This is a genomic window from Pseudomonas sp. GW822-FHT02D10 (genome assembly GCF_058802345.1).
On record NZ_JBXAOB010000005.1, the window covers coordinates 126,658 to 153,003 of the forward strand.

At 61.5% G+C, this 26,346-nt stretch carries 26 protein-coding genes; 4 read left to right on the plus strand and 22 right to left on the minus strand.

Annotated elements, in window-relative coordinates; translation table 11 throughout:
* The 9 genes from AC1RPZ_RS10370 to AC1RPZ_RS10410 form a co-directional block, all read right to left on the minus strand.
* The gene (locus AC1RPZ_RS10370; RefSeq protein WP_493136945.1) at positions 1 to 942 is read right to left on the minus strand and encodes a bifunctional 5,10-methylenetetrahydrofolate dehydrogenase/5,10-methenyltetrahydrofolate cyclohydrolase; all 942 of its coding nucleotides are present in this window, start codon (positions 940 to 942) and stop codon (positions 1 to 3) included.
* Between the two features lie 73 nt (positions 943 to 1,015).
* On the minus strand, positions 1,016 to 2,695 hold the full coding sequence (locus AC1RPZ_RS10375) for an APC family permease (RefSeq protein ID WP_493136946.1): 1,680 nt from the start codon (positions 2,693 to 2,695) through the stop codon (positions 1,016 to 1,018).
* Between the two features lie 75 nt (positions 2,696 to 2,770).
* The gene (locus tag AC1RPZ_RS10380; RefSeq protein ID WP_493136947.1) at positions 2,771 to 5,113 is read right to left on the minus strand and encodes a trimethylamine N-oxide demethylase; all 2,343 of its coding nucleotides are present in this window, start codon (positions 5,111 to 5,113) and stop codon (positions 2,771 to 2,773) included.
* Between the two features lie 15 nt (positions 5,114 to 5,128).
* A complete protein-coding gene (locus tag AC1RPZ_RS10385; RefSeq protein ID WP_493136948.1) occupies positions 5,129 to 6,496 on the minus strand; it encodes a trimethylamine monooxygenase in 1,368 nt (455 codons plus the stop codon).
* Between the two features lie 46 nt (positions 6,497 to 6,542).
* Positions 6,543 to 7,409, minus strand: a complete 867-nt coding sequence (gene purU, locus AC1RPZ_RS10390) for a formyltetrahydrofolate deformylase (protein ID WP_493136949.1) — start codon at positions 7,407 to 7,409, stop codon at positions 6,543 to 6,545.
* A gap of 44 nt (positions 7,410 to 7,453) precedes the next feature.
* Positions 7,454 to 8,584 carry an aminomethyl transferase family protein gene (locus AC1RPZ_RS10395; RefSeq protein WP_493136950.1) on the minus strand — a complete coding sequence of 377 codons (1,131 nt, stop codon included), beginning with the start codon at positions 8,582 to 8,584 and terminating at the stop codon, positions 7,454 to 7,456.
* 37 nt (positions 8,585 to 8,621) lie between these two features.
* Complete coding sequence (locus tag AC1RPZ_RS10400; RefSeq protein WP_493136951.1) at positions 8,622 to 9,638, minus strand: heme-dependent oxidative N-demethylase family protein; 1,017 nt, start codon at positions 9,636 to 9,638, stop codon at positions 8,622 to 8,624.
* 9 nt (positions 9,639 to 9,647) lie between these two features.
* Positions 9,648 to 10,577, minus strand: a complete 930-nt coding sequence (locus tag AC1RPZ_RS10405; RefSeq protein ID WP_493136952.1) for a PDR/VanB family oxidoreductase — start codon at positions 10,575 to 10,577, stop codon at positions 9,648 to 9,650.
* Positions 10,574 to 11,086: a dimethylamine monooxygenase subunit DmmA family protein gene (locus AC1RPZ_RS10410; protein ID WP_493136953.1), complete on the minus strand. Its 513-nt coding sequence runs from the start codon at positions 11,084 to 11,086 to the stop codon at positions 10,574 to 10,576. The genes AC1RPZ_RS10405 and AC1RPZ_RS10410 overlap by 4 nt, the downstream gene beginning before the upstream one ends.
* A 190-nt stretch (positions 11,087 to 11,276) precedes the next feature.
* On the opposite strand from AC1RPZ_RS10410, the gene AC1RPZ_RS10415 reads away from it, so the two are divergent.
* From AC1RPZ_RS10415 to AC1RPZ_RS10425, 3 genes are read left to right on the plus strand one after another with little or no spacing between them, the layout of a single operon-like run.
* Positions 11,277 to 12,422, plus strand: a complete 1,146-nt coding sequence (locus AC1RPZ_RS10415; protein WP_493136954.1) for a sensor histidine kinase — start codon at positions 11,277 to 11,279, stop codon at positions 12,420 to 12,422.
* Complete coding sequence (locus AC1RPZ_RS10420) at positions 12,391 to 13,050, plus strand: response regulator (RefSeq protein ID WP_493136955.1); 660 nt, start codon at positions 12,391 to 12,393, stop codon at positions 13,048 to 13,050. The genes AC1RPZ_RS10415 and AC1RPZ_RS10420 overlap by 32 nt, the downstream gene beginning before the upstream one ends.
* Complete coding sequence (locus AC1RPZ_RS10425; RefSeq protein ID WP_493136956.1) at positions 13,051 to 13,812, plus strand: PAS domain-containing protein; 762 nt, start codon at positions 13,051 to 13,053, stop codon at positions 13,810 to 13,812.
* Between the two features lie 240 nt (positions 13,813 to 14,052).
* On the opposite strand, the gene AC1RPZ_RS10430 is transcribed toward AC1RPZ_RS10425, so the two are convergent.
* From AC1RPZ_RS10430 to ribBA, 9 genes are all read right to left on the minus strand, one after another.
* Complete coding sequence (locus tag AC1RPZ_RS10430; protein WP_493136957.1) at positions 14,053 to 14,718, minus strand: hypothetical protein; 666 nt, start codon at positions 14,716 to 14,718, stop codon at positions 14,053 to 14,055.
* Between the two features lie 77 nt (positions 14,719 to 14,795).
* The gene (locus tag AC1RPZ_RS10435; protein WP_493136958.1) at positions 14,796 to 15,497 is read right to left on the minus strand and encodes a hypothetical protein; all 702 of its coding nucleotides are present in this window, start codon (positions 15,495 to 15,497) and stop codon (positions 14,796 to 14,798) included.
* Positions 15,498 to 15,651: 154 nt separating this feature from the next.
* The gene (locus AC1RPZ_RS10440) at positions 15,652 to 16,695 is read right to left on the minus strand and encodes an LLM class flavin-dependent oxidoreductase (RefSeq protein WP_493136959.1); all 1,044 of its coding nucleotides are present in this window, start codon (positions 16,693 to 16,695) and stop codon (positions 15,652 to 15,654) included.
* A 36-nt stretch (positions 16,696 to 16,731) separates the two neighbouring features.
* Complete coding sequence (locus AC1RPZ_RS10445) at positions 16,732 to 17,217, minus strand: flavin reductase family protein (RefSeq protein ID WP_493136960.1); 486 nt, start codon at positions 17,215 to 17,217, stop codon at positions 16,732 to 16,734.
* Between the two features lie 98 nt (positions 17,218 to 17,315).
* A complete protein-coding gene (locus AC1RPZ_RS10450; protein WP_493136961.1) occupies positions 17,316 to 18,470 on the minus strand; it encodes an ABC transporter ATP-binding protein in 1,155 nt (384 codons plus the stop codon).
* A gap of 17 nt (positions 18,471 to 18,487) precedes the next feature.
* Positions 18,488 to 19,297 carry an ABC transporter permease gene (locus AC1RPZ_RS10455; RefSeq protein ID WP_493136962.1) on the minus strand — a complete coding sequence of 270 codons (810 nt, stop codon included), beginning with the start codon at positions 19,295 to 19,297 and terminating at the stop codon, positions 18,488 to 18,490.
* A 6-nt stretch (positions 19,298 to 19,303) separates the two neighbouring features.
* Positions 19,304 to 20,248: an ABC transporter permease gene (locus tag AC1RPZ_RS10460; RefSeq protein WP_493137156.1), complete on the minus strand. Its 945-nt coding sequence runs from the start codon at positions 20,246 to 20,248 to the stop codon at positions 19,304 to 19,306.
* Positions 20,245 to 21,270, minus strand: coding sequence for an ABC transporter substrate-binding protein (locus AC1RPZ_RS10465; protein WP_493136963.1), 1,026 nt, complete (start codon positions 21,268 to 21,270; stop codon positions 20,245 to 20,247). Before AC1RPZ_RS10465 ends, AC1RPZ_RS10460 begins: the two co-directional genes overlap by 4 nt.
* 285 nt (positions 21,271 to 21,555) lie before the next feature.
* The gene (ribBA, locus tag AC1RPZ_RS10470; protein WP_493136964.1) at positions 21,556 to 22,665 is read right to left on the minus strand and encodes a bifunctional 3,4-dihydroxy-2-butanone-4-phosphate synthase/GTP cyclohydrolase II; all 1,110 of its coding nucleotides are present in this window, start codon (positions 22,663 to 22,665) and stop codon (positions 21,556 to 21,558) included.
* A gap of 70 nt (positions 22,666 to 22,735) precedes the next feature.
* Between ribBA and AC1RPZ_RS10475 the strand changes: the two genes are divergently transcribed.
* Positions 22,736 to 23,029: a DUF1330 domain-containing protein gene (locus AC1RPZ_RS10475; protein WP_493136965.1), complete on the plus strand. Its 294-nt coding sequence runs from the start codon at positions 22,736 to 22,738 to the stop codon at positions 23,027 to 23,029.
* An 18-nt stretch (positions 23,030 to 23,047) separates the two neighbouring features.
* Here AC1RPZ_RS10475 and AC1RPZ_RS10480 read toward each other — a convergent pair whose 3' ends face one another.
* The 4 genes from AC1RPZ_RS10480 to AC1RPZ_RS10495 form a co-directional block, all read right to left on the minus strand.
* On the minus strand, positions 23,048 to 23,611 hold the full coding sequence (locus AC1RPZ_RS10480) for an NUDIX hydrolase (RefSeq protein ID WP_493136966.1): 564 nt from the start codon (positions 23,609 to 23,611) through the stop codon (positions 23,048 to 23,050).
* A gap of 2 nt (positions 23,612 to 23,613) precedes the next feature.
* Positions 23,614 to 24,366: a GntR family transcriptional regulator gene (locus AC1RPZ_RS10485; protein WP_493136967.1), complete on the minus strand. Its 753-nt coding sequence runs from the start codon at positions 24,364 to 24,366 to the stop codon at positions 23,614 to 23,616.
* Between the two features lie 86 nt (positions 24,367 to 24,452).
* Positions 24,453 to 24,842, minus strand: a complete 390-nt coding sequence (pcaC, locus tag AC1RPZ_RS10490) for a 4-carboxymuconolactone decarboxylase (protein WP_401117971.1) — start codon at positions 24,840 to 24,842, stop codon at positions 24,453 to 24,455.
* A complete protein-coding gene (locus tag AC1RPZ_RS10495; RefSeq protein ID WP_493136968.1) occupies positions 24,839 to 26,314 on the minus strand; it encodes an NAD-dependent succinate-semialdehyde dehydrogenase in 1,476 nt (491 codons plus the stop codon). The genes pcaC and AC1RPZ_RS10495 overlap by 4 nt, the downstream gene beginning before the upstream one ends.
* Between the last annotated feature and the right edge of the window lie 32 nt (positions 26,315 to 26,346).

Genomic DNA, 26,346 nt, shown 5'->3' on the forward strand with positions numbered 1-26,346 from the left:
TCAGCTCAACGCTGAATCGCTGATCGACTGTCGTTCGCGGCCCTGGGCGGCACGTTGCAACTGGCTGGCGATCAGGGTGTTCTTCAGCAGATAAGCAATGGTCATCGGCCCGACACCACCGGGAACCGGGGTGATTGCACTGGCGACGGTGCGCGCGCTGACGTAGTCGACATCGCCTACCAGACGGCTGCCGGACTCGCTGACAATGCGATTGATGCCGACATCGATCACCACCGCACCGGGCTTGAGCCAGCTGGCGTCGATCAACTGGGGACGGCCCACCGCCGCAACGACAATATCCGCCAGCCGGCACAGTGCCGGGGCATCGACACTGCGCGAATGCACCACGCTGACCGAGCAGTTGGCCTGCAACAGCAAGGTCGCCATGGGCTTTCCGACAATATTCGAACGACCGATGACCACCGCGTGCAAGCCGCTCAAGTCACCGCAGGTCTCGTGCAGCAGGCGCATGCAGCCGCTGGGCGTGCAGGGGGTCAGGACCTCGATGCCTTGCACCAGCCCGCCGACGTTCTCTCGATGAAAACCGTCCACGTCCTTGATCGGGTCGATGGCATGAATCACCGCCTGTTCGTCGATATGGGCCGGCAATGGCAATTGCACCAGGATGCCGTTCACCGCGGTGTCGGCGTTCAGTTGCGCAATCAGCTCCAGCACGTGTGTCTGGCTGGCGGTTTCCGCCAGGCGGTATTCAAGGGAGCGGATTCCGACTTCCTCGGCCCGCAGCAGTTTATTGCGCACGTAGACATGGCTGGCCGGGTCGTCGCCGATGAGCAGGACTGCCAGGGCGGGATAAATCTGCTGCCCGGCCAGGACCAGAAGGTCTTCGCGAACTTCTTCCAGGACCTGGGCCGCGATGGCTTTGCCGTCGATATCGCGGGCGAGTGGAGAGGTACTGCTGATCAAATCAGTCACCGTCGTCATTGAAAGAGCATCGAGGCGATCATCGAGGCGCCGAGGTGCCTCGATGGTCCATTAGAAACATGAAACCAAGGGCTCAGGTTACCAGTCGGTGGCAAGCGTACACCACCAGCACACCGGCGATCAGGGTGGCATAGGGTAACCAGCCGGCGCGTTTCAGCTCTGCACCGGACTCCACGTACAGGTCACTGAGCATGGCTTCGGGGAAGCGCCCTTTGTCCTGTACATAATGGCGATAGCAGAACACCGGGATGATCAACAACGCCAGCAACAGACCGGTCACCAGAGTCCCTGCGCCCCAGATATCGGCCCCCAGCCCCATGCACGCCAGATTGACGAAGCTCAGTACGCCACCGGCCGCCAGGAGGATGGTCGGAGCCTTGTACGGGCGCACCCAGTCGGGGCGGTCCAGTCGATGGATCCAGCCGGCGTTGAGGTTGAGGAAGTTGAAGATGATGTAGCTGACGTTGGACGCGGCGAGCACGAATACATAGTCGGACATCAGCAACAGCAGCAGGTTGAATGACAGGTCGGTCCACATGGCTGCAGTGGGCGCGCCGTGTTCGTTGGTGCGGCCCAGGTATTTCGGCAACCAGCCATCCACGGACGCCTGATACAGGGTGCGCGAGGAGCCGGACATTGAGGTCATGATCGCCAGCAGCGTAGCGAGGATCAGCATGATCAGCACGATGTTGGCCACCAGCTTGCCGCCGCCGATGCTGTCCGCCATGACCTGGCCGACGCCCATGCCACTGTAGATTGCCGGCGACAACAGACCGCTGTAGACCGCAGGCGTAACCACTACGCCGCTGGCGTCCAGCACCGCCGGTGTCACCAACTGACCAAGGCCCAGGCTGCCCTGAAATGCCAGCGGCACCAGCGTGAATACCAGAATACATAGCAGGCCGGCATAGAAGATCGCCTTGAAGGTGTCACGCTTGGGGTCCTTGAATTCCCGGGTGTAACACACAGCGGTTTCAAAGCCGTAGGTCGACCACGCAGCCATGAACAGGCCACCGGCCATCAGTGACCAGCCGGAAATGTCCCAAGGGCCGTCGATCACTAGCCCGGCTGCGTCATGGGCCAGGGGATACAGCGGCAGGAAGTTGGCCTGGGCTGCATCCCCAGTCAACAAGGGCACCACGCCAACCAGCAGCAAGGGAATCAGCGAGGTCACACCGAGCACCAGGGTCAGGCGTGCCGAGCGCAGGATGCCGCCATGCTGCACGGCGAAGACCGTGAGCAGGATCAACAGGCCGATGGCAAACGTCGCGTTGATCCGCAACGACAGGCCACTCTTGATCCCGCCCAGATCGAGCAAAGTCAATTGCCAGGTGTTGATCAGCGCATCGGCGGGAAACAGCGCGGTGAGGATGTAACCGGCCGCCAGCCCGGAGCCGATGGACAGCACCGGTGACCAGGCCAGCCAGTTGCACCACACCGAAACCGGTGCGATCAGCTTGCTGTAACGCACCCAGGCGACTGCGCCATAGACCGAGGCGCCGCCGGACTTGTGGGGAAACAGGCCGGCGATTTCGGCGTAGGTGAAAGCCTGGATAAACCCGAACAGGATCGACACGATCCAGACGATCCACGCCGGTTTACCCACGGTGGCGGCAATCGCGCCGATAGAAAACAGCACCAGGGCGGGCACGCCACTGGCGACCCAGAAAGCCCCGCGCCAATCGATCTTGCGGTGCAGGCTGCCGACTGAGCTGGCGGCCTGCGGTACGGTCTCGAACGTAGTCGCTTCCATCTTCGTATTCCCATGTCTGAGTAGAGTGGTAGTGGGGCAGTCAAAGTCAGGTGGCGCACGTGCTCATGAAGTCGATCAACTGCGGACCCGGCTCTTGTCCGGGTCGTAGAAAATCGCTGCGGTGACCCTGGCGCTGATGCGCTTCTGCAGGCCATCGACTTTGCCGATCTCAAGCGTCGTGCCGACGTCGGCGCAGGCCACGTCCACCCGGCACAGCGCGATGTTGCTGGCCAGCAGGGGCGAGCGGCAGGCACTGGTAATCACCCCGACCTGGGCCCGGCCGCGGTACACCGGGTCACCGTGGTGTGCGCCTTCGTTACCGCTCAGTTGCAGGCCCACCAGCGTGTGACCGGGATGGGCGCTGCGCCGCAGCAGGGCCTCGCGACCGATGAAGTCATCGGTTTTACTTTTCAGCGGCACGGAAAAACCGATGCCGGCTTCGAAGGGATCGGTCTGGTCGTTGAATTCGTAACCGGCGAAAATCAGCCCGGCTTCGATGCGCAACATGTCCAGCGCTTCCAGGCCCAACGGCACCAGACCCAAGGGTTGGCCGAGCTGCCAGATCCGGTCCCAGACCTGTCCGGCATCCTCGGGTTGGCACCAGACTTCATAGCCCAGTTCGCCGGTGTAGCCGGTGCGGGAAATCATCAGCGGGCAGCCGTCGTAACCGTCCAGGCGTCCTACCAGAAAACGGAACCAGCCCAGGGTTTCCAGGCTCGGTTGGGTGGGCGGGGTCCAGACCATCTGCTTGAGCAGCTCACGGCTCAGGGGACCCTGGAGCGCCAGGTTGTGGATGTGTTCGCTGGCGGACTTGACCCAGACCTTCATGCCGAGCTTTTGCGCCTGTTCGCGCAGCCAGACCCCGGCGTAGTCCTCGCCGCAGATCCAGCGGAAATTGTCCGGGCCCAGACGCAGCAGGGTGCCGTCGTCGAGCATGCCGCCGTGTTCGTGGCACATCGCCGAGTACACCACTTGACCGACCGCCAGGCGTCGCACGTCGCGGGTCAGGCAGTACTGCAGCAAGGCTTCGGCATCGGGGCCGATGATCTCGAATTTGCGCAGGGCGGTCAGGTCCATCACTGCCACCCGTTCGCGGCAGCCGAGGTATTCCTCGATCGCGCCATAACCGTCATAACGCAGCGGCAGCCACCAGTTGCGGTAGTCGATGAAGCTGCCGGTCAAGGCGCTGGTGCGTGAGTGGAACGCCGACTCACGGGTAAGGATCGGGTCGGCATCAGCCGTGGTTCGAGTGCTCATGGCGATGGAAAAACGCTCCTTTTCGCTGTAGATGCGGATATGGATATCGGTCGGGTTCCAGCCATTGGCCGGGTCGATGTCGTCCGGGCACGAGGTACTGGCGCAGAGCAGGTCGGTCATGGCCCGCAGCAGCACGTAATCGCCGGGGCGCGACCAGGGTTCGTCCAGGGTCATCTGCTGGTGCGCGTCGATCCCGGTGTTGAAGAAGAAATTGATCGCCGGCCAGCCGCTGCGAGCCTCGACCCCGTGGGGCGCCAAGGCCCGGCTCAGGTTGTCGCTGCAGTTGTCGTGCCCAAAGTAGCCATGGCTTTCGTAGTAGCGCGCAGCGCAGGCCAGGGCGAAGGAATCGTGGCGGCCGACGGTGTCACGCACCACCTCCAGCATCGGCTGCATCTGCCGGTCGAAGAACTTCGAGAACAGCCCCGGTGCGGGGTAGGCGCTGCCGTTCAGGGTGCGGGTGACGGTTTGGTCCAGGTCCAGCTCAAGGCCGCGATCCAGGGTCCGTCGGTCGAGGGCAACGAAGTCCGAACATTGGCGACCGGCCACGTCCAACACCTGCACATACTGACCTTTGCTGACGGTGTAACTGTGGGCGGTGCCGGCGCCAATGGTGAATTCGTCGAGCAACTCGCCCAGCGGTTCGGGCAGATCAGGCAGCAGAAGAGGCGAGGGATTGGCCCGCGTCACCATCAGTTGCAGTTCGCTGGGCCGGTACTGTTGGTCGACAGCGTTCGGCCCGGCAGGCGCGGCGACGATCACCAGCAGCTCATCGCTGGCGATGAAGTGGCGGCTGTAGCCGGCCGGGCTGTCCTCGTCCCAGAGTGAGGTGGTGCTGGGCAGGTGTTGCGGATCAATCCCGCGTCGGCTCAGCGCCTGGCCGATGCGGCGAGCCTGCTGCGTCGGTTCGGCGAGCCGTGCGCCAATGAACGCGCAAGCCGCCGAACCGCTTAGCGACCAGGACGCCAGGGCGCTGCGACCGCTGGTGTCCAGGGCCAGCAGTTCGCAGGGTTGCCGCCCTTCGATGTCGATCACTTGCAGGCTGTCGCCGGGCAGCAGGGCGACCAGGGTCAGGCCGCCAGCAGCCACTCGATAGCGCTCCAGGGCCGGGGCTCGGGCAAACAGTCCGGGTTCCCAAGGGCGGGAAACACGAGGTGCATTCATGATGAGGCTCCCGGGTCAGCCGACCGACTTGATGGCAGCCGGCGGTTCACCGAGGTACGCCGCCATGGAGTCGTCCAGGGCATTCAGCCACGGCGTGTGGTGGGGCGGCGATTGGGTCCCGGTCATCAGCGATCGGTAGGATTTGTCGCGATAACCCATGATGTTTTCCGCCTTGTCGTGCTTCCAGTGCAGGAAGGTCTCGTTGACTGCGGCGATGTCGAAATTCGGGTAGTCGGTCGCATCCACCAACTGCTGGATGTAGGCGCCCTGGTATTCGAACATCTGCTGGTTGGTTTCCAGCGTTTGCTCCCGCTCATGCCATTGCAGACTGTCGGTGACCATTTCGGTCTGGTTCGGCAGCGGGATGCGCCCGAGGATCACATCGCGGGCATACCAGGCCTGGGCGTCGAACATGTTGAAGGAGTACCACTGGTCCTGCATGCCGAGGTAGATCAGCCGCGGGTTCGGTTCCCAGAACACGCCTTTGTACAGGTTCATCGGCCACAGGCGGTTGTCGGTCTTGAGGCTCAGTTCGTCCGGCAGGAAGGGGAAGTGATGCTTGTAACCGGTGCACAGGATCACCGCATCGATGTGTTTGCTGCTGCCATCGATAAAGTAGGCGCGGTTGTTTTCCAGGCGCTGCAGCAGCGGTTTCTCTTCCCAGTTGGCTGGCCAGACATAGCCCATGGGCGCGGTGCGGTAGCAACTGGTGATACTGCGGGCGCCGTACTTGTAGCATTGCGAACCGATGTCTTCGGCGGAATAGCTGCTGCCGACGATCAACAGGTCCTTGCCCTTGAACTCCAGCGCTTCGCGGAAATCATGGGCGTGCAGAATACGCCCGGCGAACTGTTCGAAGCCTTTGAAGTACGGCACCTTCGGCGTGGAGAAGTGGCCGCAGGCGTTGATCACGTAGTCGAATTCTTCGCAGGTGAGGGTGTCGCTGTTGTAGTCATGGGCGCACAGGGTGAAGCGCTGGCTGCGCTCATCGAAGGTCACCTGGCGCACCACGTTGTTGAAGCGGATGTAGTCGCGGACGCCGGCTTTTTCCACCCGGCCCTTGATGTAATCCCAGAGTACTTCTCGTGGCGGGTAGGAGCCGATGGGGCGGCCGAAATGCTCCTCGAAGGTGTAGTCGGCGAACTCCAGACATTCCTTCGGTCCGTTCGACCACAGATAGCGGTACATGCTGCCGTGCACCGCTTCGCCGTTTTCGTCCAGACCGGTGCGCCAGGTGTAATTCCACATGCCACCCCAGTCGCTCTGCTTTTCGAAGCACACCAGCTCCGGGATGTCGGCGCCCTGGTCACGGGCCGACTGGAAGGCTCGAAGTTGCGCCATGCCGCAAGGGCCGGCGCCGATGATTGCCACGCGTAAGGTCATGATCGTGCCTCGTAATGTACGCATCAGATAAAAACAGCAGCCGCGCTCAGCGAAAGATCACTGTCTTGTCCTTGTTGATGAACACCCGGTGTTCCAGGTGGTATTTCAGGGCTTTGGAAAGGGCGACGGTTTCGGTGTCGCGGCCGATGGCGACCAGGGAGTCGGGCAGGTGGGTATGGTCGACCCGCTGGATTTCCTGCTCGATGATCGGCCCCTCGTCGAGGTCGCTGGTGACGTAGTGGGCAGTGGCGCCGATCAGCTTCACGCCCCGGTCGTAGGCTTGGTGATAGGGTTTGGCGCCCTTGAAACCGGGCAGGAACGAGTGGTGGATATTGATGGCGCGCCCTGACAGCTGCTGGCACAGACCGTCGGACAGAATCTGCATGTAGCGGGCGAGCACCACCAGATCGGTCTGAGTGTCCTCGACGATGCGCATCAGTTCGGCTTCCTGGCTGGCCTTGCTGTCCTTGGTGATCGGCAGGTAGATGAAGCGGATGCCCTCACGCTCGGCCATGGCCCGCAGGTCCAGGTGGTTGGAGACCACCGCTGTGATGTGCATGTCCATCTCGCCCTTGCGATGGCGGTACAGCAGGTCGGTCAGGCAGTGGTCGAACTTGCTGACCATCAGCAATACCCGGGTCGGCTGGCTTGAGCTGAACAGTTGCCACTGCATGTCGAAGCCGCCGGCCAGATCGCCCAGGTCTTCACGCAAGGCGCCGATGTCGCCGACAACGCCGGTGTTGAAACGGAAGACTGCGCGCATGAAAAACTGCCCGGTGAACTCGTCGTCGAATTGCGCCAGCTCGCTGATGTAGCACTGCTGCCGGGCCAGGCAGGCGGTGATCGCGGCGACGATGCCGGACGCCGCCGGGCAGTTGATCTTGAGAATGTAGTGTTCGTTGGAGGTGTCCATCGAAGGCTCCCTTGATGAAGTGGCTGGGTGAAATGGAGGGAGGCTCAGCCCTTGGCCGTGCGCTTGGTTTTTTCCGGGTCGTCGAAGGGCAGGGCGTGGGTCACGGCGGCACTTTCCTGGCTGCCGCGCACCTGCAGGGCAATGCCGGGAATGGAGCTGGCGACGCTCATACGGGCGATCGCCATGGAGCGTTTGCTCAGGCGCGAATACATGCCGCAGGTGATCACCCCGACCTGCGTGTTGCCCTGCCACAAGGTGTCGCCGGCCTCGGCGGCGCGGCCCCCTTCAAGCAGCACCCCGGTGATCTTGAAGCGCTCCTGGCCGCGCAGCCGGAAGTGCTCTTCGGCGCCGCGGAACTCGCGTTTGTCCGGGGAGACGGTGAAATCCAGGCCCATTTCCCAGAGGGTGTCGCCGGCCTTCTGGTCAGCGAAGGGGTACATTTGCGAGTTGTCGTAGGGGAAGAACATCAGCGAGCTTTCCACCCGCAGCCAGTCCAGGGCAGTAAAGGCGCAAGGGATGATGCCCAGGCCCGAACCCTGTTCGAGGATGGCGTCCCACAGCGCCGGCGCATCGGCGGCCTTGCAGAAAATCTCGTAGCCGCGTTCGCCGGTGTAGCCGGTGCGCGAGATCATCACCGGGCGGTCGAACAGCCGGGTTTGCAGGTGATGAAAGTACGGCAGCTGACGAATTCCGGGCACGTGCTCGGCGAGAAAGTCCACGGCCAGCGGCCCTTGCAACGACAAGTCGTGCAGGTCGTCGTCGAACAGCACCGCCACCTGCCGGCCCTGGGACGAACGCACCAGCATTTCATGGCCGCTGCCCGCGCCGTGGACCACCATGAAAGCGTTGGGGCCGGTGCGGTAGACGATGCAGTCATCGACGAACTTGCCGTCCTCGTCGAGCATCGAGGCGTACACCGATTTGCCGGGATAGAGCTTGGCGATGTCGCGAGTGGTGGCCCATTGCAGCAGGCTTTCGGCGTGCGGGCCGACGTAGTGGACTTTCTTCAGGCCGGAGACGTCCATCAGCCCGGCACGGGTGCGGATTGCCTGGTGGTGATCGGCCAGGTCGCTGGCATAGGTCCAGGCGGTGCCCATGCCGTTCCAGTCTTCCAGGTTTGAGCCGAGCGCGCGGTGCCGCTCGGCGAGTGCAGAAATACGCCATGAATGAGCCATGTGAAGGTCCTTGTCGGGAGATAAACGGGAAAAGAGATCAGGCTTCGGGATCGAAGCGGCTCAGCCACTCGACCAGGGGCTGTCGGTAACGGCTCATGCCCTTGTAGTCGGCGATCGGCTCGGGCAGGTCGCGCAACACGCGGTGCAGGCGGCAGCCCCAGCCGGGCTGACTGACCAGCTCGTCCATGCTGATCAGGTAGGTGCGGATGCTGAACATCACCGCGTGGCTGCGCGGCAGGCGGGCCATCACTTGCAGCTCGACCCGCAAATGAACCTGTTGCCCGACGTTCTCGGCCGTGACGCGGCCGCGGTCGGCGCCCCATTCATGGAAGGTCTCAGGGGAGGAGTCCAGGCGCGGGTTGATGGTCAGGGTCCAGTTCAGGCGCCTGACCGGCTGCCCCACTTGCAGGTTGAGCAGGTACTTCAGCGCGCGATCGAACACGCCCATCTGGTGGGCCATGGGCACTGGCGAATGCCACTGTTTGAAACTCATGCCGGCGTCGAAGGCGAGGGACCAGTCGGCCGGGCTGGTGATCATGCCGGCGTCCATGAACAGGTCGCCGTCACGCTGATCGAGCAGGGCAAAATCGCCCTGGACCTGACGGGTGATGAACTCCAGTGGCTCGCAGGGCAGGGTCGTGGCATCGCCGAAGACAAAGCGCTGATCGATCTCCAGCAGTTGGTTGCGCCAGTGCCAATGGTCACAGTCACGCGCAAGAGCAAACCACTCGGGGTAATCGGCGCAGAGGTTCTCCATGAGCATCTGCAGGGCGTCCCAGGCAGCCACTTGCATGTGCGGCATCACCAGGTAGCGGCGCGGGTCCTGGTCCAGCACCAAAGCGCGTTCGGCCATTTCCGAGCGGTAGTGTTCGTCGATGTCGAAGCCATGCTGGTAAATCGAACCTGGATCACGGGACGTCGCCGGTTCGATGTTCACCGAATACAGGTAGCTGTCCTCGGTGAAGGGGAAGGGAAAACGGCGGATGGCTGTGGGGCTGTTGCGAAAGCTGAAGGTGTCTCGGTAGGTCTGCACGGGGCTCGATTGAATGGTCATGGTCGACTCCTAAAGGTCTAGCGAAACGCAAGGGCCGCAGCCGCGAGAGACACAGGGCATGAGAAACTCGACCTGCTCGGCGGGGCTCAGGAAATGGTCGCGGTGTTCGATTTCGCCGCGCACATGGCGGGTCATGCACTGGCCGCAGACCCCGCCACGACACAGGTTGGGCACTTGTAGCCCGGCGGATTCCAACGCTTCCAGCAGGCTTTGTTCGGCGCCGACCCTGAGGTGCCGGCCGCTACGCACCAGCTCCAGATCGAAGGGCTGTCCCGGTTGCGCGGCGCTGAAGGCTTCCCAGTGCACACGGCTCTGCGGCCAGCCAAGTGCCTTGGCCTGTTGCCGGACCGCGTCGAGCAACGGTTGCGGACCGCAGGTGTAAACGTGGCTGCCCAAGGGGCGGTCGCGCAGGATGCTGCTCAGGTCCGGGCGACAGTCGTAGGTGTGGAGCCGCGATCCCAAGCGCTGTTGCAACGTCTCGAGGTAGGCATCGCTCACGCCTGGGCGATACAAGTAATGCAGCTCGAAGTCGGCCCGTTGTTGTTTCAGCGCCGCGATGTAGGCCATGAACGGCGTGATGCCGATGCCGCCGGCAATCAGGATGTGCAGGCTGGCGGTGGAGTGCAGGGCGAACAGATTGGCCGGTGGCGAGATCTCCAGGGTGTCACCGGCCTGGACGTGCTGGTGCAGGTAGTGCGAGCCGCCACGGGAGGCTTCCTGTAAACGCACGGCGATGCGGTAATGACGGTTGTCCGCAGGGTCGCTGGTCAGCGAATAGGCGTTGCGCACTTTGCCCTCGGCCAGCGTCAGGTGAACCTGCACATGGCTGCCGGGGGAGAATCCTGGCAGTGGCCCGGCGCAAGGTTCCAGCGTGAATTCGCGCACTACTGGGGTGAGCATTCTCGCCGCGCTGACCCGAACCTTGAGCACGGCGCTCATGACTTGGCTCCGGCGTAAGGTTCATCGGGATTGGTACAGACGCCGAGGTAGGCCCCCAGACGTTGAGAAAAGTGTTCGCGGACATCCAGCCCGACTTCACAGCCGATGCAGGTCACGACCGACTCCAGACCCGCCGCTTGGGTCAGCCCGCAGTGCACGCAATAGACCAGGCGCGAGCCAGGCAACGAATGGGTGATATCGATCTCGTCGTCCTCCAGCCCGGCACTGCGCGCCTGACCGTGGATACGCCAGATAAAGGCCTCGTCGCCCATGATGTAGAGGTGGCTGCCGACAGTGGCGCGGGTCAGTACGTCGTCCAGTCGGCGCGCGAAGTCGGCGTTCTCACCATTCAGCACTAGCGGCTGTTCCAGCTCGCCGACAAAAGGCGCGCAGGCGTTTGCCGATTGCATCACCACGATGTGCCGGGTGACCGCGTCACGCGGCAGCGGCTGGCGATACCGTGGAAGGCTGTGAAGTCGGTCGAGGGCGGCGCTGTGTCTATCCGTCATGCTGGCGTTCCTGGGCGTTGGACAGGGGATGTTGTTTCCTGTTGGGGAAGATAATTTCCTATGGGGAAAATCTTCTCAATCCGGAAAAAGGGTTATCTCTTTGGAGGTAGCCCGCGGTTACCGGGTTTCGGGGCATGGAAGTTGCTCGTGTTTACTCAGGGTTGAGCAACGACACGGGGAGTCATCGACAGTGCAGACACGACCGCAGTGGTGGGCCCGCTGGTTTGGGCGTATCCGGCCCGAACAGATGCACCATGTGCGTAGGCTGCTGGCGGGGTTGCCCTTGTGCCAGATGCACGCTGACGGTGCCTTGCCGGGGTTTCTCGACCGTTTCGAAGCACTGCTGCCCTCGTGCCGGCTAAACCTGATCCTCGGTGGCGAAGACCTCGGGCCGGCGCGCCGGGGGCTAATCGATGGTTGTCAGGATGTGGCGCGCTGCCCCTGGCGCACTGCGACCGTGACTGACGTGCCGCAGGTTTGTGCGCCTTGTCGGCAGCGCGGCGTGCACCGCCTGCTGTGTGCCTTGCCCGAGGATGACGGGCCGAACAAAGGCCTGTTGTTGCTCGATACCCCGCAACCGGTCGGCGTGAGCTGGCGCCAGTTGCTGGAGGAAGCGGCGCAGGCGGTGGGGGTCACCGTGCGTTTGTTGCGGCACAAGCGTGAGCAACAGCGTAAACAGGCCACCTCGCAGCACGGCGCCCTGGCCCGTGAGCTGCACGATTCGGTCGCCCAGCAGTTGGGCTATCTGTCATTCCAGGCGCGCCTGCTGCAGTCGCGGCTCGGTGAGCCGGAATCGGCAGCGGCGGCGTTACAGGAGCTGCGCGGTGGCTTGAGCCAATTGCAGCGCCAGGTGCGCGAGCTAATCACCAGCGCCCGCCTGACCATGGACGGGCGCTCGCTGCGCCAAGCCCTGGCCGACTCCGTGGCGGAGTTTTCGCGGCGCTGCATCATCGTCTTCGAACTGGACAATCGCCTGGCCGACGATGCCCTGAGCCCGGAAACCGAATTGCAGATTCTGCAGATCATTCGCGAGGCCCTGGCCAACGCGGTGCGCCATTCCCACGCGCGGCATGTGCGCATCGAGTTGCGGCAAAACCAGGAAGGCGAAGTCTCGGTCTCGGTGGAGGACGACGGCATCGGCCTGAGCCCCGCGTCAGGCGAAGAAAACCATTTTGGCCTGGCGATTATCCGCGAGCGCGCCGCAAGCATTGGCGCCCAGCTATCCATTGAAACCATTCGCCCCCACGGGGTGCGCGTACACCTTGGCCTTTCCCGCAACCCAGACCTGCCAGAGGGGAGTCTTGATGGACTGCACGACCTTATTGCTGATCGATGACCACCCGTTGTTTCGCAAGGGGCTGGCGCAGTTGTTCGACGCCAGCGATGACTTCGAAGTGGTGGGGCAGGCCGCCAGTGGCCGGGAAGGCATCAACCTGGCCGTCAGCCTGGCGCCGCAGCAGGTCTTGCTGGATCTTCACATGCCGGGCTTGAGCGGTTTGCAGGTGCTCGATGAACTGCGGCAGTTGCGCCTCGACTGCCAGGTGGTGGTGCTCACCGCGTCGATGGATCGCGCTGAACTGTTGACGGCCCTGCGCCTGGGGGCCAGCGGTTATGTGCTCAAGGAAACCGAGCCCGATGCGTTGCTGGCTTACATGCGCAATTGCAACAAGGGCGCGATCGTTCTGGATTCGACGCTGGTGTCTCTGCTCGCCGATCAAAGCGGGCCGGTGCGCGGAGCGGATCAGGCCGACACCGGCAACCTGACCGAGCGCGAGGGACAGACCCTGGCCCTGATCGCCGCCGGTATGAGCAACAAACAGATTGGCCGGGAACTGGGGATCAGCGATGGCACGGTAAAAATCTATGTGAAGAATCTCTTGCAGAAGCTCAGCCTGCACTCGCGCCTCGAACTGGCGGCGTGGGTACACAACGGCGCATCGGTGAGACACGAGGAGCGCCATTAGATGATGGAACGACCAGAGGCATTTGTGCAGACACCGCCATTGCACCTGATGGACTGCTTTCCCGCAGCGTTGCTCGAACTCAGGGATAACGGTCAGATCGCCCACTTCAACCTGGCCTGGGTCGAGCTGATGGACCTGCCGGACCCAGAGCGCAACCTCATCGACTATGTGCACCACGAGGACCGCTCGTTATGGCGTCAGGCCTTGCATGAACTGCGACGGCGTCCCGAGACGTCCTTCAACCAGCGACTGCGTTTTGTCCACCCTTCGGGCGAGCTGCGCTGGTTTGAGGTCGGCCTGAAACGCGGCAATAACGGCTTCTATCTGGTGGCCGGGGATATCACCGCGCACAAGCGGCGGGAGATTACCTTGCAGGCCAGCCAGCGCAGCAGCATGAGCCTGCTGGACAGCATGCCGGGGCTGATTTATCGCGGCCGCAACAACCGTGACTGGACCATGGAGTTCGTCAGTGCCGGTTGCCTGCAACTGACCGGCTACCCGCCGGAGCGGCTGGTGGACAACCATGACTTCACTTACAACAGCCTGATCCTGGCGCAGGATGCCGATTACGTCTGGCGTGAGGTGCAATATGCCTTGTCGCGGCAGGAGCCGTTCGAACTCAACTACCGGATTCGTTGTGCGGACCAGTCGATCAAGCAGGTCTGGGAAAAAGGTGTCGGGATCTATGCCGACAATCGAGAAGTGCTGGGCATCGAGGGGGCGATTTTCGAGCGAACGGCGGGCAAGGCCCCGGCTCGCTGAATCGCCAGGGGCACTGTCTACGTCGGCTTGCGCGCCGACGGGGATGTGTAGGACATGGACTTGGCCGAGCACCATTGAGAGCAGAGAGGACCAGAGAGCGCCGGGTTTGGTCCCGGCGTTTTCAGCGGCTTGTCAGATCTGACCTGCATCAGTTTTCCTGAACGTAAATGAGCTGTCTGAAATCCTGTTCGACAGCCTTTCTGGTCTTACGCATTTTGTATTCCACTTTATCGAACAGTTTTAGACCTTCTTCGGTCCCAAAGCCATGTCGTAGATACGTCCGGCAGGAAGATCGAGACCGGAGGCAATTTGTAAGGTGGTCTTATTGTTTTTTTCAAAGTCGCTGATGTCTTTCGAGGCTGCACGCAAGGCGTTGATCCAGTCGCCAGCACTTTCAATTTTGCCTTTGAGTTGCAAACCATCACGGACTCTTGAGTCAAAGGCGGGGCCGACGCGGCCATTGGTGACCAGCATGGTGGCCTTGGAAATCCCGACCACTCCGGCCAGCCCTTGGCGTGGAGCCTTTTTCTTGCGAGCCGGGTTGTTGCGCTCATAGGACAATCTTTCGAAGTTATTCCAAAGCTCATGCAGGGCATGAATGGATTGCGGATTGAAAGAGTCCGGGTTGGCCATGTCGAACCCGATCAGGGTCTGAGCATAGGGCAGTGCCTGAGCAAAAAGATCATCTATATAAGGGGCGGGGTGAACCGTTGCACCTGTGGTTGCAAGCTGCCTCATGGGATTGCCCCGGCAGGCTTGCCAACGGCCTAGTGTCAGTTTCAGTTCATGAGGGCGGCGCTGATTCGGGGTGTTCAACCAGTCGCTCCAGTGCTGCACGTAGACAGGGTTGAACCGAGCGATTCTTTGCTGGAATTCGATAATGGTATCCATGGCAATGCCTGGCATGTGATCTCACCTTGAGTGTCGAGAAACGATCGATAGGAGGGGCAAGAGCTGCGCCGAATTTGGCGCAGCCAGCACGGTTACAGAGAAGCGAGTGCAGCCTGTCTGGGTTTGACCAGTGCCATATACACCCCCGCACCATTGCCAGGAACGATGTAGTTGGCGTCGCACAGATCGGTCACCAGGGTCGGTGCCATGGCCAGCTCAAGCTGGGGAGCTGTTGCGTATCGGGAAGCGCTATCGCTCAGGCTTTCGCTGAAGGTGTTCAGGAACTCTTCGCAGGTCGCGAATTTTCCATAGCTGTAGCCACCCTGCTGGTCCTGGTAAAAGCGTGAGTAGACCAGCAGTACGATGCCCCAGCGCTCGATGATTTCGTTGGGCTTAGTCGAGGGAATGGGCTTGATCAGGTCTTTACGAATGCCCTTGATTTTGTCGTAAGCGTTCTTGTTGTTGTGAACGATCTTGAACTCGATAGCTTTCGACGGTGCTTCGCCATAGCTGTCCTCGACCCAGATATCGACCTTGCGCCGTTCGGCGGCGATCAGCCAACGGGGAACGTTGATGCGGTCAGGCAGGGCGCTGTCCGGCTTGAACGCTTCACAATCATCCAGCTGGCCACCGAGACCGAACCGATCACGATGGATGTCCAGCAGCGCTGCCGACTCCAGGCTCAGCCACAGCTCCGGCGCTACGGTGACGACGATTGATTTGAGAATGCGTTTGCGTTCTTCTTGTTGCAGATGAGTCAGCAGAAAATCGGTAAAGGCGGGAACACAGGACATGGGATCTCCGTATCAGGTCCGAGAGGTGGCGCAAGGTTGATCAACCGGCCGACATCATAGAACGGGGCAGCGGGAAAAACCGCTGCCCCCGAAGGACTTTCTGACACTAGGGAGCTTGCGTTCGCCATCAGGGCGAACGCAGTTTTGCAGCGTCTCAGCGAAACGCCGGCACCACCTGTTTGATAAACAACTCCAGGGATTTTTTCTTCTCCGCGTGGGGCAGGCTGTTGTCGCACCAGAAGCTGAACTCGTCGACACCCAGTTCCTGGTAGTACTTGATGCGCGGGATGATTTCTTCCGCGGTGCCAATCATGGCGCTCTTGTGGATGCTCTCCAGTTCGAACTCCGGCCGGCCGGCGAATTTTTCTTCCGGGCTCGGCGCCAGGAAGCCGTTGACCGGCACTTCCTTGTTGCCGAACCAGGCATCGAAGGTGCGGTAGAATTTCGAGATCGCCTTGGCGCCGACTTTCCAGCCCTCAGGGTCGTCGACCGCATGGACGTGGGTGTGACGCAGCACCATCAATTGTGGGCGCGGCACGTCCGGGTTGTTGTCCAGCGCAGCCTGAAACTTGTTCTTCAGGTCGAGGACTTCTTCGTCGCCCTTCATCAGCGGCGTGACCATGACGTTGCAGCCGTTGGCCACCGCGAAGTTGTGCGAGTCCGGATCGCGGGCGGCGATCCACATCGGCGGGTTGGGCTTCTGTATTGGCTTGGGCACGCTGGTGGAGGTCGGGAATTTCCAGATCTCGCCGTCGTGGGCGTAATCGCCCTGCCATAGGGCACGCACCACCGGGACCATCTCCCGCAGCGCCTGACCACCGGAGGAGGCGGGCATGCCGCCGGCCATGCGATCGAACTCCACCTGATAGGCGCCACGGGCCAGGCCGACTTCCATTCGACCGTTACTGATCACGTCCAGCAGCGCGCATTCGCCGGCAACCCGCAACGGATGCCAGAACGGCGCAATGATGGTGCCAGCGCCGAGGTGAATGGTGGTGGTTTTGGCAGCCAGATAGGCCAGCAGCGGCATCGGGCTTGGCGAGATGGTGTATTCCATGGCGTGGTGTTCGCCGATCCAGACCGTGCTGAAGCCCCCGGCCTCGGCCATCAGGGTCAGTTCGCTCAGGTCCTCGAACAACTGCCGATGGCTGACGCTCTCGTCCCAACGTTCCATGTGCACGAACAGGGAAAATTTCATGACGCTTACCTCAAATCTTTGTTATTGGCTGTCGGTTCAGGCGAGGACGGGCAGAGCGCCCATCTTGCCGTGGCAGTACACTAGCGGGCCAGCCGTGTGGTGCGGCACGATCAGGTTCTTCACAGCACCGACCATGATCGCGTGATCGCCGCCTTCATATTCGCGCCACAGTTCGCACTCGATGATCGCCGTGGCGTTGCTCAGCAGCGGGTTGCCCAGAGCGCTCAACGTCCATTCGATCCCTTGCGCCTTGTCCTTGCCTTTACGGGCGAAGGCATAGGCTTCGTTCTGCTGACCACCGGAAAGCACATGGATGGCGAAGCGTTTGTTCTTGATCAGTACGGGGTAGGAATCCGAACTGTAGTTGGGGCAGAACAGCACCAGGGCCGGGTCCATCGACAGCGAGCTGAACGCGCTGGCGGTCAGACCAACGATTTGCCCATCGTCATCCAAAGTGGTGATCACAGTCACTCCGGACGGGAACGAACCCATGACTTGTTTGTAGACGGCTGCATCGATCATTGGATGGTCCTCTGGCGTTGTACGACGGCTTTTATGATTATATTGGTCTGATGGTATACCGTAATACATCGTTTGCAAGCGCTTTTTGCGAGGCCGGATCAGTGGGCGCCAGCGGCCTTGTTCAGATCGCTCTCGGCCCATTGGGTGTACACGCAAGCATCGGCTGTGGCCCAGCGTACACGCACCGGATCGCCGGCTTTTAGAGGCATGCCTGCGGCAGAGAGGGCCTTGACGGTCATGGAGGTGCCGCCCGAAGTCACTACGCTGCAAGTCTGGCTTTCACCGAGAAACAGCACTTCCACGACCTTGGCCGAGACTTCGTTCCAGCCTGCCGACAAGGGTTCTTGGCTGGCTTGCTCGACACTCAGGGCCAGGGCTTTTTCTGGGCGGACCATCAGCAGCACGTCCTGGTCGGTGTGCAGGCCAGGGGTCAGGCGGATCGACAATGACTGGCCTTCGAAACCGGCCACAGCGTTGCCCTGAGCCTTGAGCTTGAGGAAGTTGGAGTTGCCGAGGAACGAAGCAACAAAGGCATTCGGCGGGTTCTGGTACAGCTCGTAGCCACTGCCCAGACCAACGATCTTGCCGTGGCTGAAGATCGCGATGCGCTGGGACAAACGCATGGCTTCTTCCTGGTCGTGGGTCACGTAGACGATGGTGATGCCCAGACGCCGATGCAGTTGACGCAGTTCGTCCTGCAAGTCTTCACGCAGTTTTTTGTCCAGGGCGCCGAGGGGTTCGTCCATCAACAGGATGCGCGGTTCATAGACCAGCGCCCGGGCGATCGCTACCCGTTGTTGCTGGCCACCGGAGAGTTGCGAGGGGCGGCGATGGGCGAACTGTTCGAGTTGTACCAGCTTGAGCATCGCATCGACCCGACGTTCGCGCTCGCTGGCGGCCAGCTTGCGGATGGCGAGGGGGAAGGCGATGTTGTCGCGCACCGACAGGTGCGGGAACAGCGAGTAGCGCTGGAACACCATGCCGATGTCACGCTTGTGCGGCGGCACGTTGACCAGCGACTGGCCGTTGACCAGGATCTCGCCGCTGCTCGGCGTTTCGAAGCCGGCGAGCATCGACAGGGTGGTGCTTTTGCCGGAGCCACTGGAGCCGAGGAAGGTCAGGAATTCGCCATCCTTGATGTCCAGCGAGATGTTGTCCACGGCGGCAAAATCGCCGTAGTGCTTGTTCAGGTTGCGCAGGCTGACCAGGGGTTTGTCGTTCTGCTGCGCGGGGTCTTTGATCACGGCACTCATGTCGTACTCCTAGGCGCTCAGGCGCTGATTTTATTGCGCCGGCGCAGGGCGGCGGCGATCACCATGACCAGTACCGAGAGGCCGATCAGCAGCGTCGAGGCGACGGCGATCACGGGCGTCAGGTCCTGGCGCAGGGTGGTCCACATTTTTACCGGAAGGGTTTGCAGGGTCGGGCTGGCCATCATCACGCTCAGCACCACCTCATCCCACGACACCAGGAAGGCGAACAGCGCACCGGCTACCATGCCCGGACGAATCGCCGGAAAGGTCACCTTGAACACAGCCTGCAGACGTGAAGCGCCACAGATCACCGCGGCATCTTCAATCGACTGATCGAACAGCTTTAGCGAGTTGATGATCGAGATGATGGTGAACGGTAATGCGACGATCACGTGGCTGACGACGAAGGCGAACATCGTCCCGGTGTAGCCCAGTTTGAGAAACAGCGCGTACACCGCTACCGCAATGATCACCAGCGGTACGATCATCGGCAGGGTGAACAGGCCGTAGAGCATTTCCCGTCCCGGGAAACGGCCGCGCACCAGGGCGAAGGCAGTTGGCAGGCCCAGCGCCACGGCAAAGACAGTGGTCAGTACCGCGACCTTGAGGCTGGCCATGGCCGCGTTCATCCAGTCGGCGTTGGAGAAGAATTGGCCGTACCATTTCAGCGTCCAGCCTGGCGGCGGGAAGACCAGCCACTGAGAGGAGCCGAAGGACAGCAGCACGATGAACACGATCGGCAACAGCAGGAACAGCGCGATCAGCCCGGTGGTGAAATAGAGACCGAGACGCATGCGTCGGCTCATGGCGTTGGGGGTCAGGAGCATGACGGCTTACCTCGCATTGCTGGCGCCAACCGGGGATTCCGGCTGAAGCTTCAGGTAGAAGTAGAACAACACCAGCGTGATGACGATCAGCAACGCGGCGCCGGCGCTCGCCAGGCCCCAGTTGAGGAACGACTGCACCTGCTGAATGATGAATTCCGGCAGCATCATGTTCTGCGCGCCACCCAGCAGCGCCGGGGTGACGTAGTACCCAAGGGACATCACGAACACCATCAGACCGCCGGAGAACAGACCCGGCCGGCACAGCGGCAGGAACACCCGGAAGAAGTTGGTCCAGGGGCTGGCACCGCAGATCGAGCCGGCCTGCAGGATCATCGGGTCGATGGCCTGCATGGTGGCCTGCAGCGGCAAGACTATGAACGGGATCATGATGTAGCTCATGCCGATTACCACGCCGGTCAGGTTATGCACCATCTCCAGCGGCTGATCGATGATGCCCATCGCCATCAACGTTTTGTTGATCACTCCGGAGGCTTGCAACAGCACCAGCCAGGAATAAGTCCGGGCCAAGAGGCTGGTCCACATCGATAGCATCACGATGTTGAGGATCCAGCGGCCCCAGCCACGGGGAACCAACGTGATCGCCCAGGCCAGGGGGAAGCCCAGCAGCAGGCTGAACAGGGTCACCAGTCCGGCCACCGAGAAGGTGTTGAGCAAGACCCTGGTATAGGCCGAGTTGGCGAACAGCTGCTGGTAGTTGCCCAGACCCGGCTCCGGCTCAAGCACGCCACGCAACAGCAAACCGATCAACGGCGCCATAAAGAACAGGCCAAGGAACAGCAGTGCGGGGATCAGGTTGCCCGCACCACGCCAGCGCTGTGCCAGTGAAGGGGAGTGCTTCATCACAGCCGCCTTGCCGGGAACCGCCCCGGCAGCGCCAAGGGCGCTCCCGGTCGGTGTTGATTGACGGGACGCAGTGGCCGTCATTTTCATTTGACCAGCCATTCGTTCCACCGTGTCGCGATGGCTGGACCGTTCTTGGCCCAGTACGCGAAATCAAGAGTGATCTGATCCTTAGCGTAGGCAGTCGGCAGGTTAGGGGCCAGCACCGAATCCAGGCGCGCCAGGCTGTCGACGTTGACTGGCGCATAGGCGGTCAGGTTGGAGAAGTCGGCCTGGCCTTTGGCGCTGCTGGCGTTGGCCAGGAACTTCATGGCTGCGGCCTTGTTTTTCGAGCCTTTCGGAATCACCAGAATGTCGGCCATGACCAGGTTCTGTTTCCAGCTTACGCCGACGGGGGCGCCATCTTCTTGCAGGGCGTGGATCCGACCGTTCCAGAACTGCCCCATGCTGGCTTCGCCAGAGGCCAGCAACTGTTGCGACTGGGCACCGCCGCCCCACCAGACGATGTCTTTCTTGATCGTGTCGAGTTTCTTGAAGGCGCGGTCCAGGTCCAGCGGGTAGAGCTTGTCCGCGGCTACGCCATCGGCGAGCAGGGCCAGTTCAAGCACGCCGGGGCTCGGCCATTTGTACAGGGCGCGTTTGCCGGGGTAAGTCTTGGTGTCGAACAGCGCGGACCAGTCCTGGGGTTTGCCGGCGCCGAGCTTGCCCTCGTTGTAGCCGAGGACGAAGGAGAAGAAGAACGAACCTACGCCGTGATCGGAGACAAATCGCGGGTCGATCTTGTCGCGCTGGATGACGGAGAAATCGAGGGGCTCGAGCAAGCCTTCGGTCGCTGCGCGCAAAGCGAAGTCCGCCTCGACGTCGACAACGTCCCACTGCACGTTGCCGCTTTCGACCATGGCTTTGAGTTTGCCGTAGTCGGTGGGGCCGTCCTGGACCACGGTGATACCGCTGGTCTTGCTGAACGGATCGGCCCAGGCCTGCTTCTGCGCATCCTGAGTGCTACCACCCCAGCTGACGAAGTTGACGCTTTCAGCCGCCATTGCCACGTGACTGGCCGTGGCCAGTAAACCCGCGAACAGTACTGCGGTTACACGTTTGTTCAACACCATTTTCACGCCCTCATTTGTTGTGTTTTTGAGCGGGCTTTGTAGTGCCCGCCTATCGGGAGCAGTAGGTCCATCTGGCCTCTAAAGGCGACCGTGCCAAGGGCTGTTATTGGTGCTTTCCCTGGCGGGGGCACTTGGCTAACGCGTCCGGTCTATGGAATATCATATTATGGTATTCCAAGCTTTGTGCAAGCATTTTGCCGTACCGGCTATCAGCCAAAAGCGGGTTTTTGTGCCGTCAGGCCGACGGGCAGCGGCTTGCGCGGGTTACAGGGATAAGCCCCGGGATCATTCGGTGAAGGGGATGCTCTCCACCACTTCCAGGTCGTAACCGGTCAAGCCAGCGTATTTCAACGGTGGACCCAGATGACGCAGCTTGCCTATGCCGAGATCTTGCAGAATCTGTGCCCCGGTACCCACTTCAGAATAGATCCGCGATTGCGAGCGACTGAACTGCCGTGGCGGCTGGGTCAGTTGGGGGACGCGCTCGAGCAGAGCCTGGGACGATTCATGATTGGCCAGAACGACCACCACGCCGCGACCTTCTTCGGCCACCCGTTGCAGCGCGGCCCACAATGTCCAGTTGGAGGGGCCGTTGTATTCGGCACCCACCAGGTCGCGCAGCGGGTCGATCACATGCACACGCACCAGCGTTGGTTCGTCATGGCGCAACTCACCCATGACCATCGCCATGTGCACGCCGCCTTCGATGCGGTCCTCAAAGGTGATCAGGCGGAAGGTGCCATGTACTGTCGGCAGCTCACGTTCGCCGATGCGCACCACGGTGTGTTCGGTGCTGAGGCGATAGTGAATCAGGTCGGCGATGGTGCCGATCTTGATCCCGTGGTTGCGCGCGAACACTTCGAGGTCCGGACGGCGCGCCATGGTGCCGTCATCATTCATCACTTCGACAATCACCGAGGCCGGTGTGAAACCGGCCAGTCGTGCCAGGTCGCAACCGGCCTCGGTATGGCCGGCGCGAGTCAGCACGCCGCCTTCCTTGGCGCGCAAGGGAAAGATGTGGCCGGGTTGCACAAGGTCGGTGGGCCCCGCGTCGGCGGCGACAGCGGCCGCGACGGTGCGCGCCCGGTCGGCGGCAGAGATGCCGGTGGTCACGCCGACGGCGGCTTCGATAGACACGGTGAACGCGGTGCTGAATACGCTGCCGTTGCTCGGCACCATCTGTTCCAGCCCGAGGCGTTTGCAGTGCTCGTCGGTCAAGGTCAGGCAGATCAGGCCGCGGGCTTCACGGGCCATGAAGCTGATGGCCTCGGGTGTGCAACAGTCGGCGGCCAGCAACAGGTCACCTTCGTTTTCCCGGTCCTCATCGTCGACCAGCAGTACCATTTTGCCGAGGCGATAATCTTCGATGATTTCTTCGATGCTGTTGAAGGCCATGCTGGGACTCTCAGTGTCTGATGGAAATATTTGTGGTATACCATAATACAAAACAAACCGAGAGGTCACTATGAAGGCGTACTGGATTGCTCATGTGGATGTCACCGACCCCGATCAATACCTCCATTACACTCAGCGAGCGCCGGCGGCCTTTGCTTTGTATGGCGGGCGAATGCTGGCCAGGGGTGGACGCAGCGAAGCGCTGGAAGGCAGGCCGACGCCGCAACGTAGCGTGGTCATCGAGTTCGACTCTTACGAGCAGGCGCTGGCCTGCTACCAGTCCGAGCAATATCAGGAGGCGAAACGGCACCGCGCGGGCGTGGCTCGGGCCGAGGTGATCATTGTCGAAGGGGTTGCGCCCTGAAGTCGGGACGCGGCGGGATCAGCGGATAAAGTGGATTTTGCCGCTGTCGTCGTTGCCGATGTAGATGCCGTAAACGCCGGCCTGGCGCTCCTCGATATAGCGTTCGAGGATCTGCCGGATAGCCGGGTAGTAGATGCTGTCCCAGGGAATGTCCTCAGGCGCGAAGAATTTGTAGTCGAGGGTTTCCGGGCCGTATTGGCCGGTGATCTCCAACGCGGTGGCGCGAAAGATGATGTACACCTCGCTGATCTTCGGCACGCTGAAGATTGAGTACGGCGAGAGTATTTCTGCGCGCACGCCGCTCTCTTCCCAGACCTCGCGCAGCGCCGCCTGCTCGGTGGTCTCGCCACCTTCCATAAACCCCGCCGGCAAGGTCCAGGTGCCAGGGCGCGGCGGGATGGCGCGCTGACACAGCAAATACTTGCCATCCTGCTCGATGATGCAGCCGGCAATGATTTTCGGATTGACGTAATGGATGTAGCCGCAGCCGCGGCACGTCAGGCGCTCGTGCGTATCGCCCGGCGGTAGCTGAGACCTAAGGTCATTGCTGCCGCACTTTGGACAAAAACTCGGGCTGAACATCTTCAGCGACCTATGCGCGGTTCTTTGAGGGCGATGGGCAGGGTGATCTCTGGGACTTCACCGGGCTCTTCCTGCTTGCGCTTGAGGTAATCCAGCGCGACCTTGGCTGCGGCGCGCACGTGATCGACCGAGGCCTGGTGGGCGGCCAGGGGATCGCCGCTCTTGATCGCTTCGACGATGCGTTCCATTTCCTGGTTGCTGACACCTCGACGGTTTTCCTGGGACACCGAGGTCGCCCGCAGGTAGCTGATGCGGGCCTGCAACTGGCGCAGTTGGGTCGCCGCGACATGGTTGCCGGAGCCTTCGAGGAGTACGTCGTAGAAGCCCTGGACCGAGTCGATGACCTGTTGCAGTTCGCCGTCCTTGAGGGCCTTGCGGTTTTCCTCAAGTGCTTTTTCCAGGGCCTTGATGTCCTTGGCCTTGGCGCGCAGGGTGAACAGCTGGACGATCAGGCCTTCAAGCACGCAACGCAGCTCATAGATGTCGCCGGCATCGGAGAGGGTAATGATCGCGACCCGAGGCCCCTTGGCGTCGGCGAACTCCACCAGACCTTCGGACTCCAGGTGGCGCAAGGCTTCGCGTACGGAAGTGCGGCTGACGCCCAGGCGATCGCACAGATCGCGCTCGACCAGACGGTCTCCCGGCAGGAGCTGGAAGTTCATGATGGCGCTTCGCAGTTTATCCAGCACGATTTCGCGCAGGGTAATGGGGTTGCGATTGACCTTGAAGCTGTCGTCGAGTGGCAGGCGTTTCATGGGGTCCGCTCTGAGTGTGGCTGTCCATGCAAAAAGAGCACTTTGATCCAGGATCATTGTGCTCAGGTCATCAAAACAGCCAAGGGTTAACTGGAGGCCTCGGCATCGGTTTCGGCGAAGGCTTCACGGGCAAGCCGGAAACTGTCTACGGCAGCGGGAACACCGCAATAAATACCGACCTGAAGCAGAATTTCACGTATTTGTTCACGACTCAGCCCGTTACGCAAGGCGCCGCGAATATGCAGCTTGAGTTCGTGAGGCCGATTGAGCGCCGAAATCATCGCCAAGTTTATCATGCTGCGTTCTTTAAGCGACAAACCCTCACGGCCCCAGACGTGGCCCCAACAGTACTCGGTGACCATCTCCTGAAGAGGCCGGGTGAAGTCGTCGGCGTTTTCTATGGCGCGGTTCACATAGGCTTCGCCCAATACCTGGGTGCGGATTTTCAGCCCTTGTTCATATTTCTCGTTGCTCATCGCCGTGTGCTCCCGAGATCTTCAAGTCCGCCCATCAGGGTGTATTTGAGTTCCAGATAATCCTCGATGCCGTACTTGGAACCTTCGCGGCCCAGGCCCGAGAACTTGATACCGCCAAACGGCGCGACTTCGGTGGAAATCAGCCCTTCGTTGATCCCGACCATGCCGTATTCCAAGGCTTCGCTCATGCGCCAGGCACGGCCCAGATCGCGGGTGTAGCAATAGGCGGCAAGACCGAATTCGGTGTCGTTGGCCATGTGAATCACCTCGACCTCAGTGTCGAAGCGGAACATGGCGGCCAGCGGGCCAAAGGTTTCTTCCTGGGCGACTTTCATCGAAGACGTCACGCCGGCCAGCACCGTTGGTTGGAAAAAGCCGTGGCCGAGGGCATGGCGTTCACCGCCGCAGAGCAATTGCGCACCGTGGGCGAGGGCGTCTTGTACATGGTCTTCGACCTTGGCCACGGCGCGCTCGTTGATCAGTGGGCCCTGAGTGATGCCGCTGTCGAAACCACTGCCCACTTTCAGTTGCGCTACACGCTCGGCCAGCCGGGCAACGAACGCATCGTGAATGCCAGCCTGCACCAGGAAGCGATTGACGCAGACGCAGGTTTGTCCGGCGTTGCGGAATTTGGCAATCAGCGCACCGTCCACCGCACACTCCAGGTCGGCGTCGTCGAAGACGATGAAGGGAGCATTTCCCCCCAGTTCCAGCGATACCTTCTTCAGCGTCGGCGCGCACTGCGCCATCAACAGCTTGCCGATGGCGGTGGAACCGGTGAACGACAGCTTGCGCACCAAAGGACTGGCGGTGAGCTCAGCACCGATGGCCACGGCGTCGCCAGTGATCACATTGAAAATGCCCGGTGGAATCCCCGCCTGTTCCGCCAGCACCGCCATGGCCAGGGCCGAGAACGGGGTTTCCGGTGCCGGTTTGACGATGCACGGGCACCCGGCAGCCAAGGCCGGGCCAGCCTTGCGGGTGATCATCGCCGCCGGGAAATTCCACGGAGTGATGGCCGCAACCACGCCAATCGGCTCTTTGCTGACAACGATGCGCGCATCACCTTTGTGGCTGGGAATGGTGTCGCCGTAGATGCGTTTGGCTTCTTCGGCGAACCACTCGATGAAGCTCGCGGCATAGAGGATTTCACCCTTGGCTTCGGCCAGTGGCTTGCCTTGTTCGAGGGTCAGGATTTCTGCCAACGCATCGACATTCTCCAGTATCAGCGCGTGCCAGCGCTTGAGCAGGGTGCTGCGTTCCTTGGCGATCAGCGCGCGCCAGGCTGGCCAGGCCTTGTTGGCGGCGGCAATGGCTTGGCGGGCGTGGGTGGTGCCAAGGTTCGGCACCTGGCCGATGCGCTCACCGGTGGCCGGGTTGAAGATGTCCTGACAGGCGCCGTCCGGCGCATCCAGCCATTGGCCGTCGATATAGGCCTGCTGGCGGAACAGTTGCGAGGCTGCTGGGCTCATGCCGGCTCCCAAAAAAATAATAAGGGGCCGCA

Excerpts from the sequence above, each read along its gene's own strand:
- AC1RPZ_RS10370 (WP_493136945.1), bottom strand. The coding sequence starts at position 942 with ATGACGACGGTGACTGATTTGATCAGCAGTACCTCTCCACTCGCCCGC.
- AC1RPZ_RS10375 (WP_493136946.1), bottom strand. The coding sequence starts at position 2,695 with ATGGAAGCGACTACGTTCGAGACCGTACCGCAGGCCGCCAGCTCAGTC.
- AC1RPZ_RS10380 (WP_493136947.1), bottom strand. The coding sequence starts at position 5,113 with ATGAATGCACCTCGTGTTTCCCGCCCTTGGGAACCCGGACTGTTTGCC.
- AC1RPZ_RS10385 (WP_493136948.1), bottom strand. The coding sequence starts at position 6,496 with ATGACCTTACGCGTGGCAATCATCGGCGCCGGCCCTTGCGGCATGGCG.
- purU (WP_493136949.1), bottom strand. The coding sequence starts at position 7,409 with ATGGACACCTCCAACGAACACTACATTCTCAAGATCAACTGCCCGGCG.
- AC1RPZ_RS10395 (WP_493136950.1), bottom strand. The coding sequence starts at position 8,584 with ATGGCTCATTCATGGCGTATTTCTGCACTCGCCGAGCGGCACCGCGCG.
- AC1RPZ_RS10400 (WP_493136951.1), bottom strand. The coding sequence starts at position 9,638 with ATGACCATTCAATCGAGCCCCGTGCAGACCTACCGAGACACCTTCAGC.
- AC1RPZ_RS10405 (WP_493136952.1), bottom strand. The coding sequence starts at position 10,577 with ATGAGCGCCGTGCTCAAGGTTCGGGTCAGCGCGGCGAGAATGCTCACC.
- AC1RPZ_RS10410 (WP_493136953.1), bottom strand. The coding sequence starts at position 11,086 with ATGACGGATAGACACAGCGCCGCCCTCGACCGACTTCACAGCCTTCCA.
- AC1RPZ_RS10420 (WP_493136955.1), top strand. The coding sequence starts at position 12,391 with ATGGACTGCACGACCTTATTGCTGATCGATGACCACCCGTTGTTTCGC.
- AC1RPZ_RS10425 (WP_493136956.1), top strand. The coding sequence starts at position 13,051 with ATGATGGAACGACCAGAGGCATTTGTGCAGACACCGCCATTGCACCTG.
- AC1RPZ_RS10430 (WP_493136957.1), bottom strand. The coding sequence starts at position 14,718 with ATGCCAGGCATTGCCATGGATACCATTATCGAATTCCAGCAAAGAATC.
- AC1RPZ_RS10435 (WP_493136958.1), bottom strand. The coding sequence starts at position 15,497 with ATGTCCTGTGTTCCCGCCTTTACCGATTTTCTGCTGACTCATCTGCAA.
- AC1RPZ_RS10440 (WP_493136959.1), bottom strand. The coding sequence starts at position 16,695 with ATGAAATTTTCCCTGTTCGTGCACATGGAACGTTGGGACGAGAGCGTC.
- AC1RPZ_RS10445 (WP_493136960.1), bottom strand. The coding sequence starts at position 17,217 with ATGATCGATGCAGCCGTCTACAAACAAGTCATGGGTTCGTTCCCGTCC.
- AC1RPZ_RS10450 (WP_493136961.1), bottom strand. The coding sequence starts at position 18,470 with ATGAGTGCCGTGATCAAAGACCCCGCGCAGCAGAACGACAAACCCCTG.
- AC1RPZ_RS10455 (WP_493136962.1), bottom strand. The coding sequence starts at position 19,297 with ATGCTCCTGACCCCCAACGCCATGAGCCGACGCATGCGTCTCGGTCTC.
- AC1RPZ_RS10460 (WP_493137156.1), bottom strand. The coding sequence starts at position 20,248 with ATGAAAATGACGGCCACTGCGTCCCGTCAATCAACACCGACCGGGAGC.
- AC1RPZ_RS10465 (WP_493136963.1), bottom strand. The coding sequence starts at position 21,270 with ATGGTGTTGAACAAACGTGTAACCGCAGTACTGTTCGCGGGTTTACTG.
- ribBA (WP_493136964.1), bottom strand. The coding sequence starts at position 22,665 with ATGGCCTTCAACAGCATCGAAGAAATCATCGAAGATTATCGCCTCGGC.
- AC1RPZ_RS10475 (WP_493136965.1), top strand. The coding sequence starts at position 22,736 with ATGAAGGCGTACTGGATTGCTCATGTGGATGTCACCGACCCCGATCAA.
- AC1RPZ_RS10480 (WP_493136966.1), bottom strand. The coding sequence starts at position 23,611 with ATGTTCAGCCCGAGTTTTTGTCCAAAGTGCGGCAGCAATGACCTTAGG.
- AC1RPZ_RS10485 (WP_493136967.1), bottom strand. The coding sequence starts at position 24,366 with ATGAAACGCCTGCCACTCGACGACAGCTTCAAGGTCAATCGCAACCCC.
- pcaC (WP_401117971.1), bottom strand. The coding sequence starts at position 24,842 with ATGAGCAACGAGAAATATGAACAAGGGCTGAAAATCCGCACCCAGGTA.
- AC1RPZ_RS10495 (WP_493136968.1), bottom strand. The coding sequence starts at position 26,314 with ATGAGCCCAGCAGCCTCGCAACTGTTCCGCCAGCAGGCCTATATCGAC.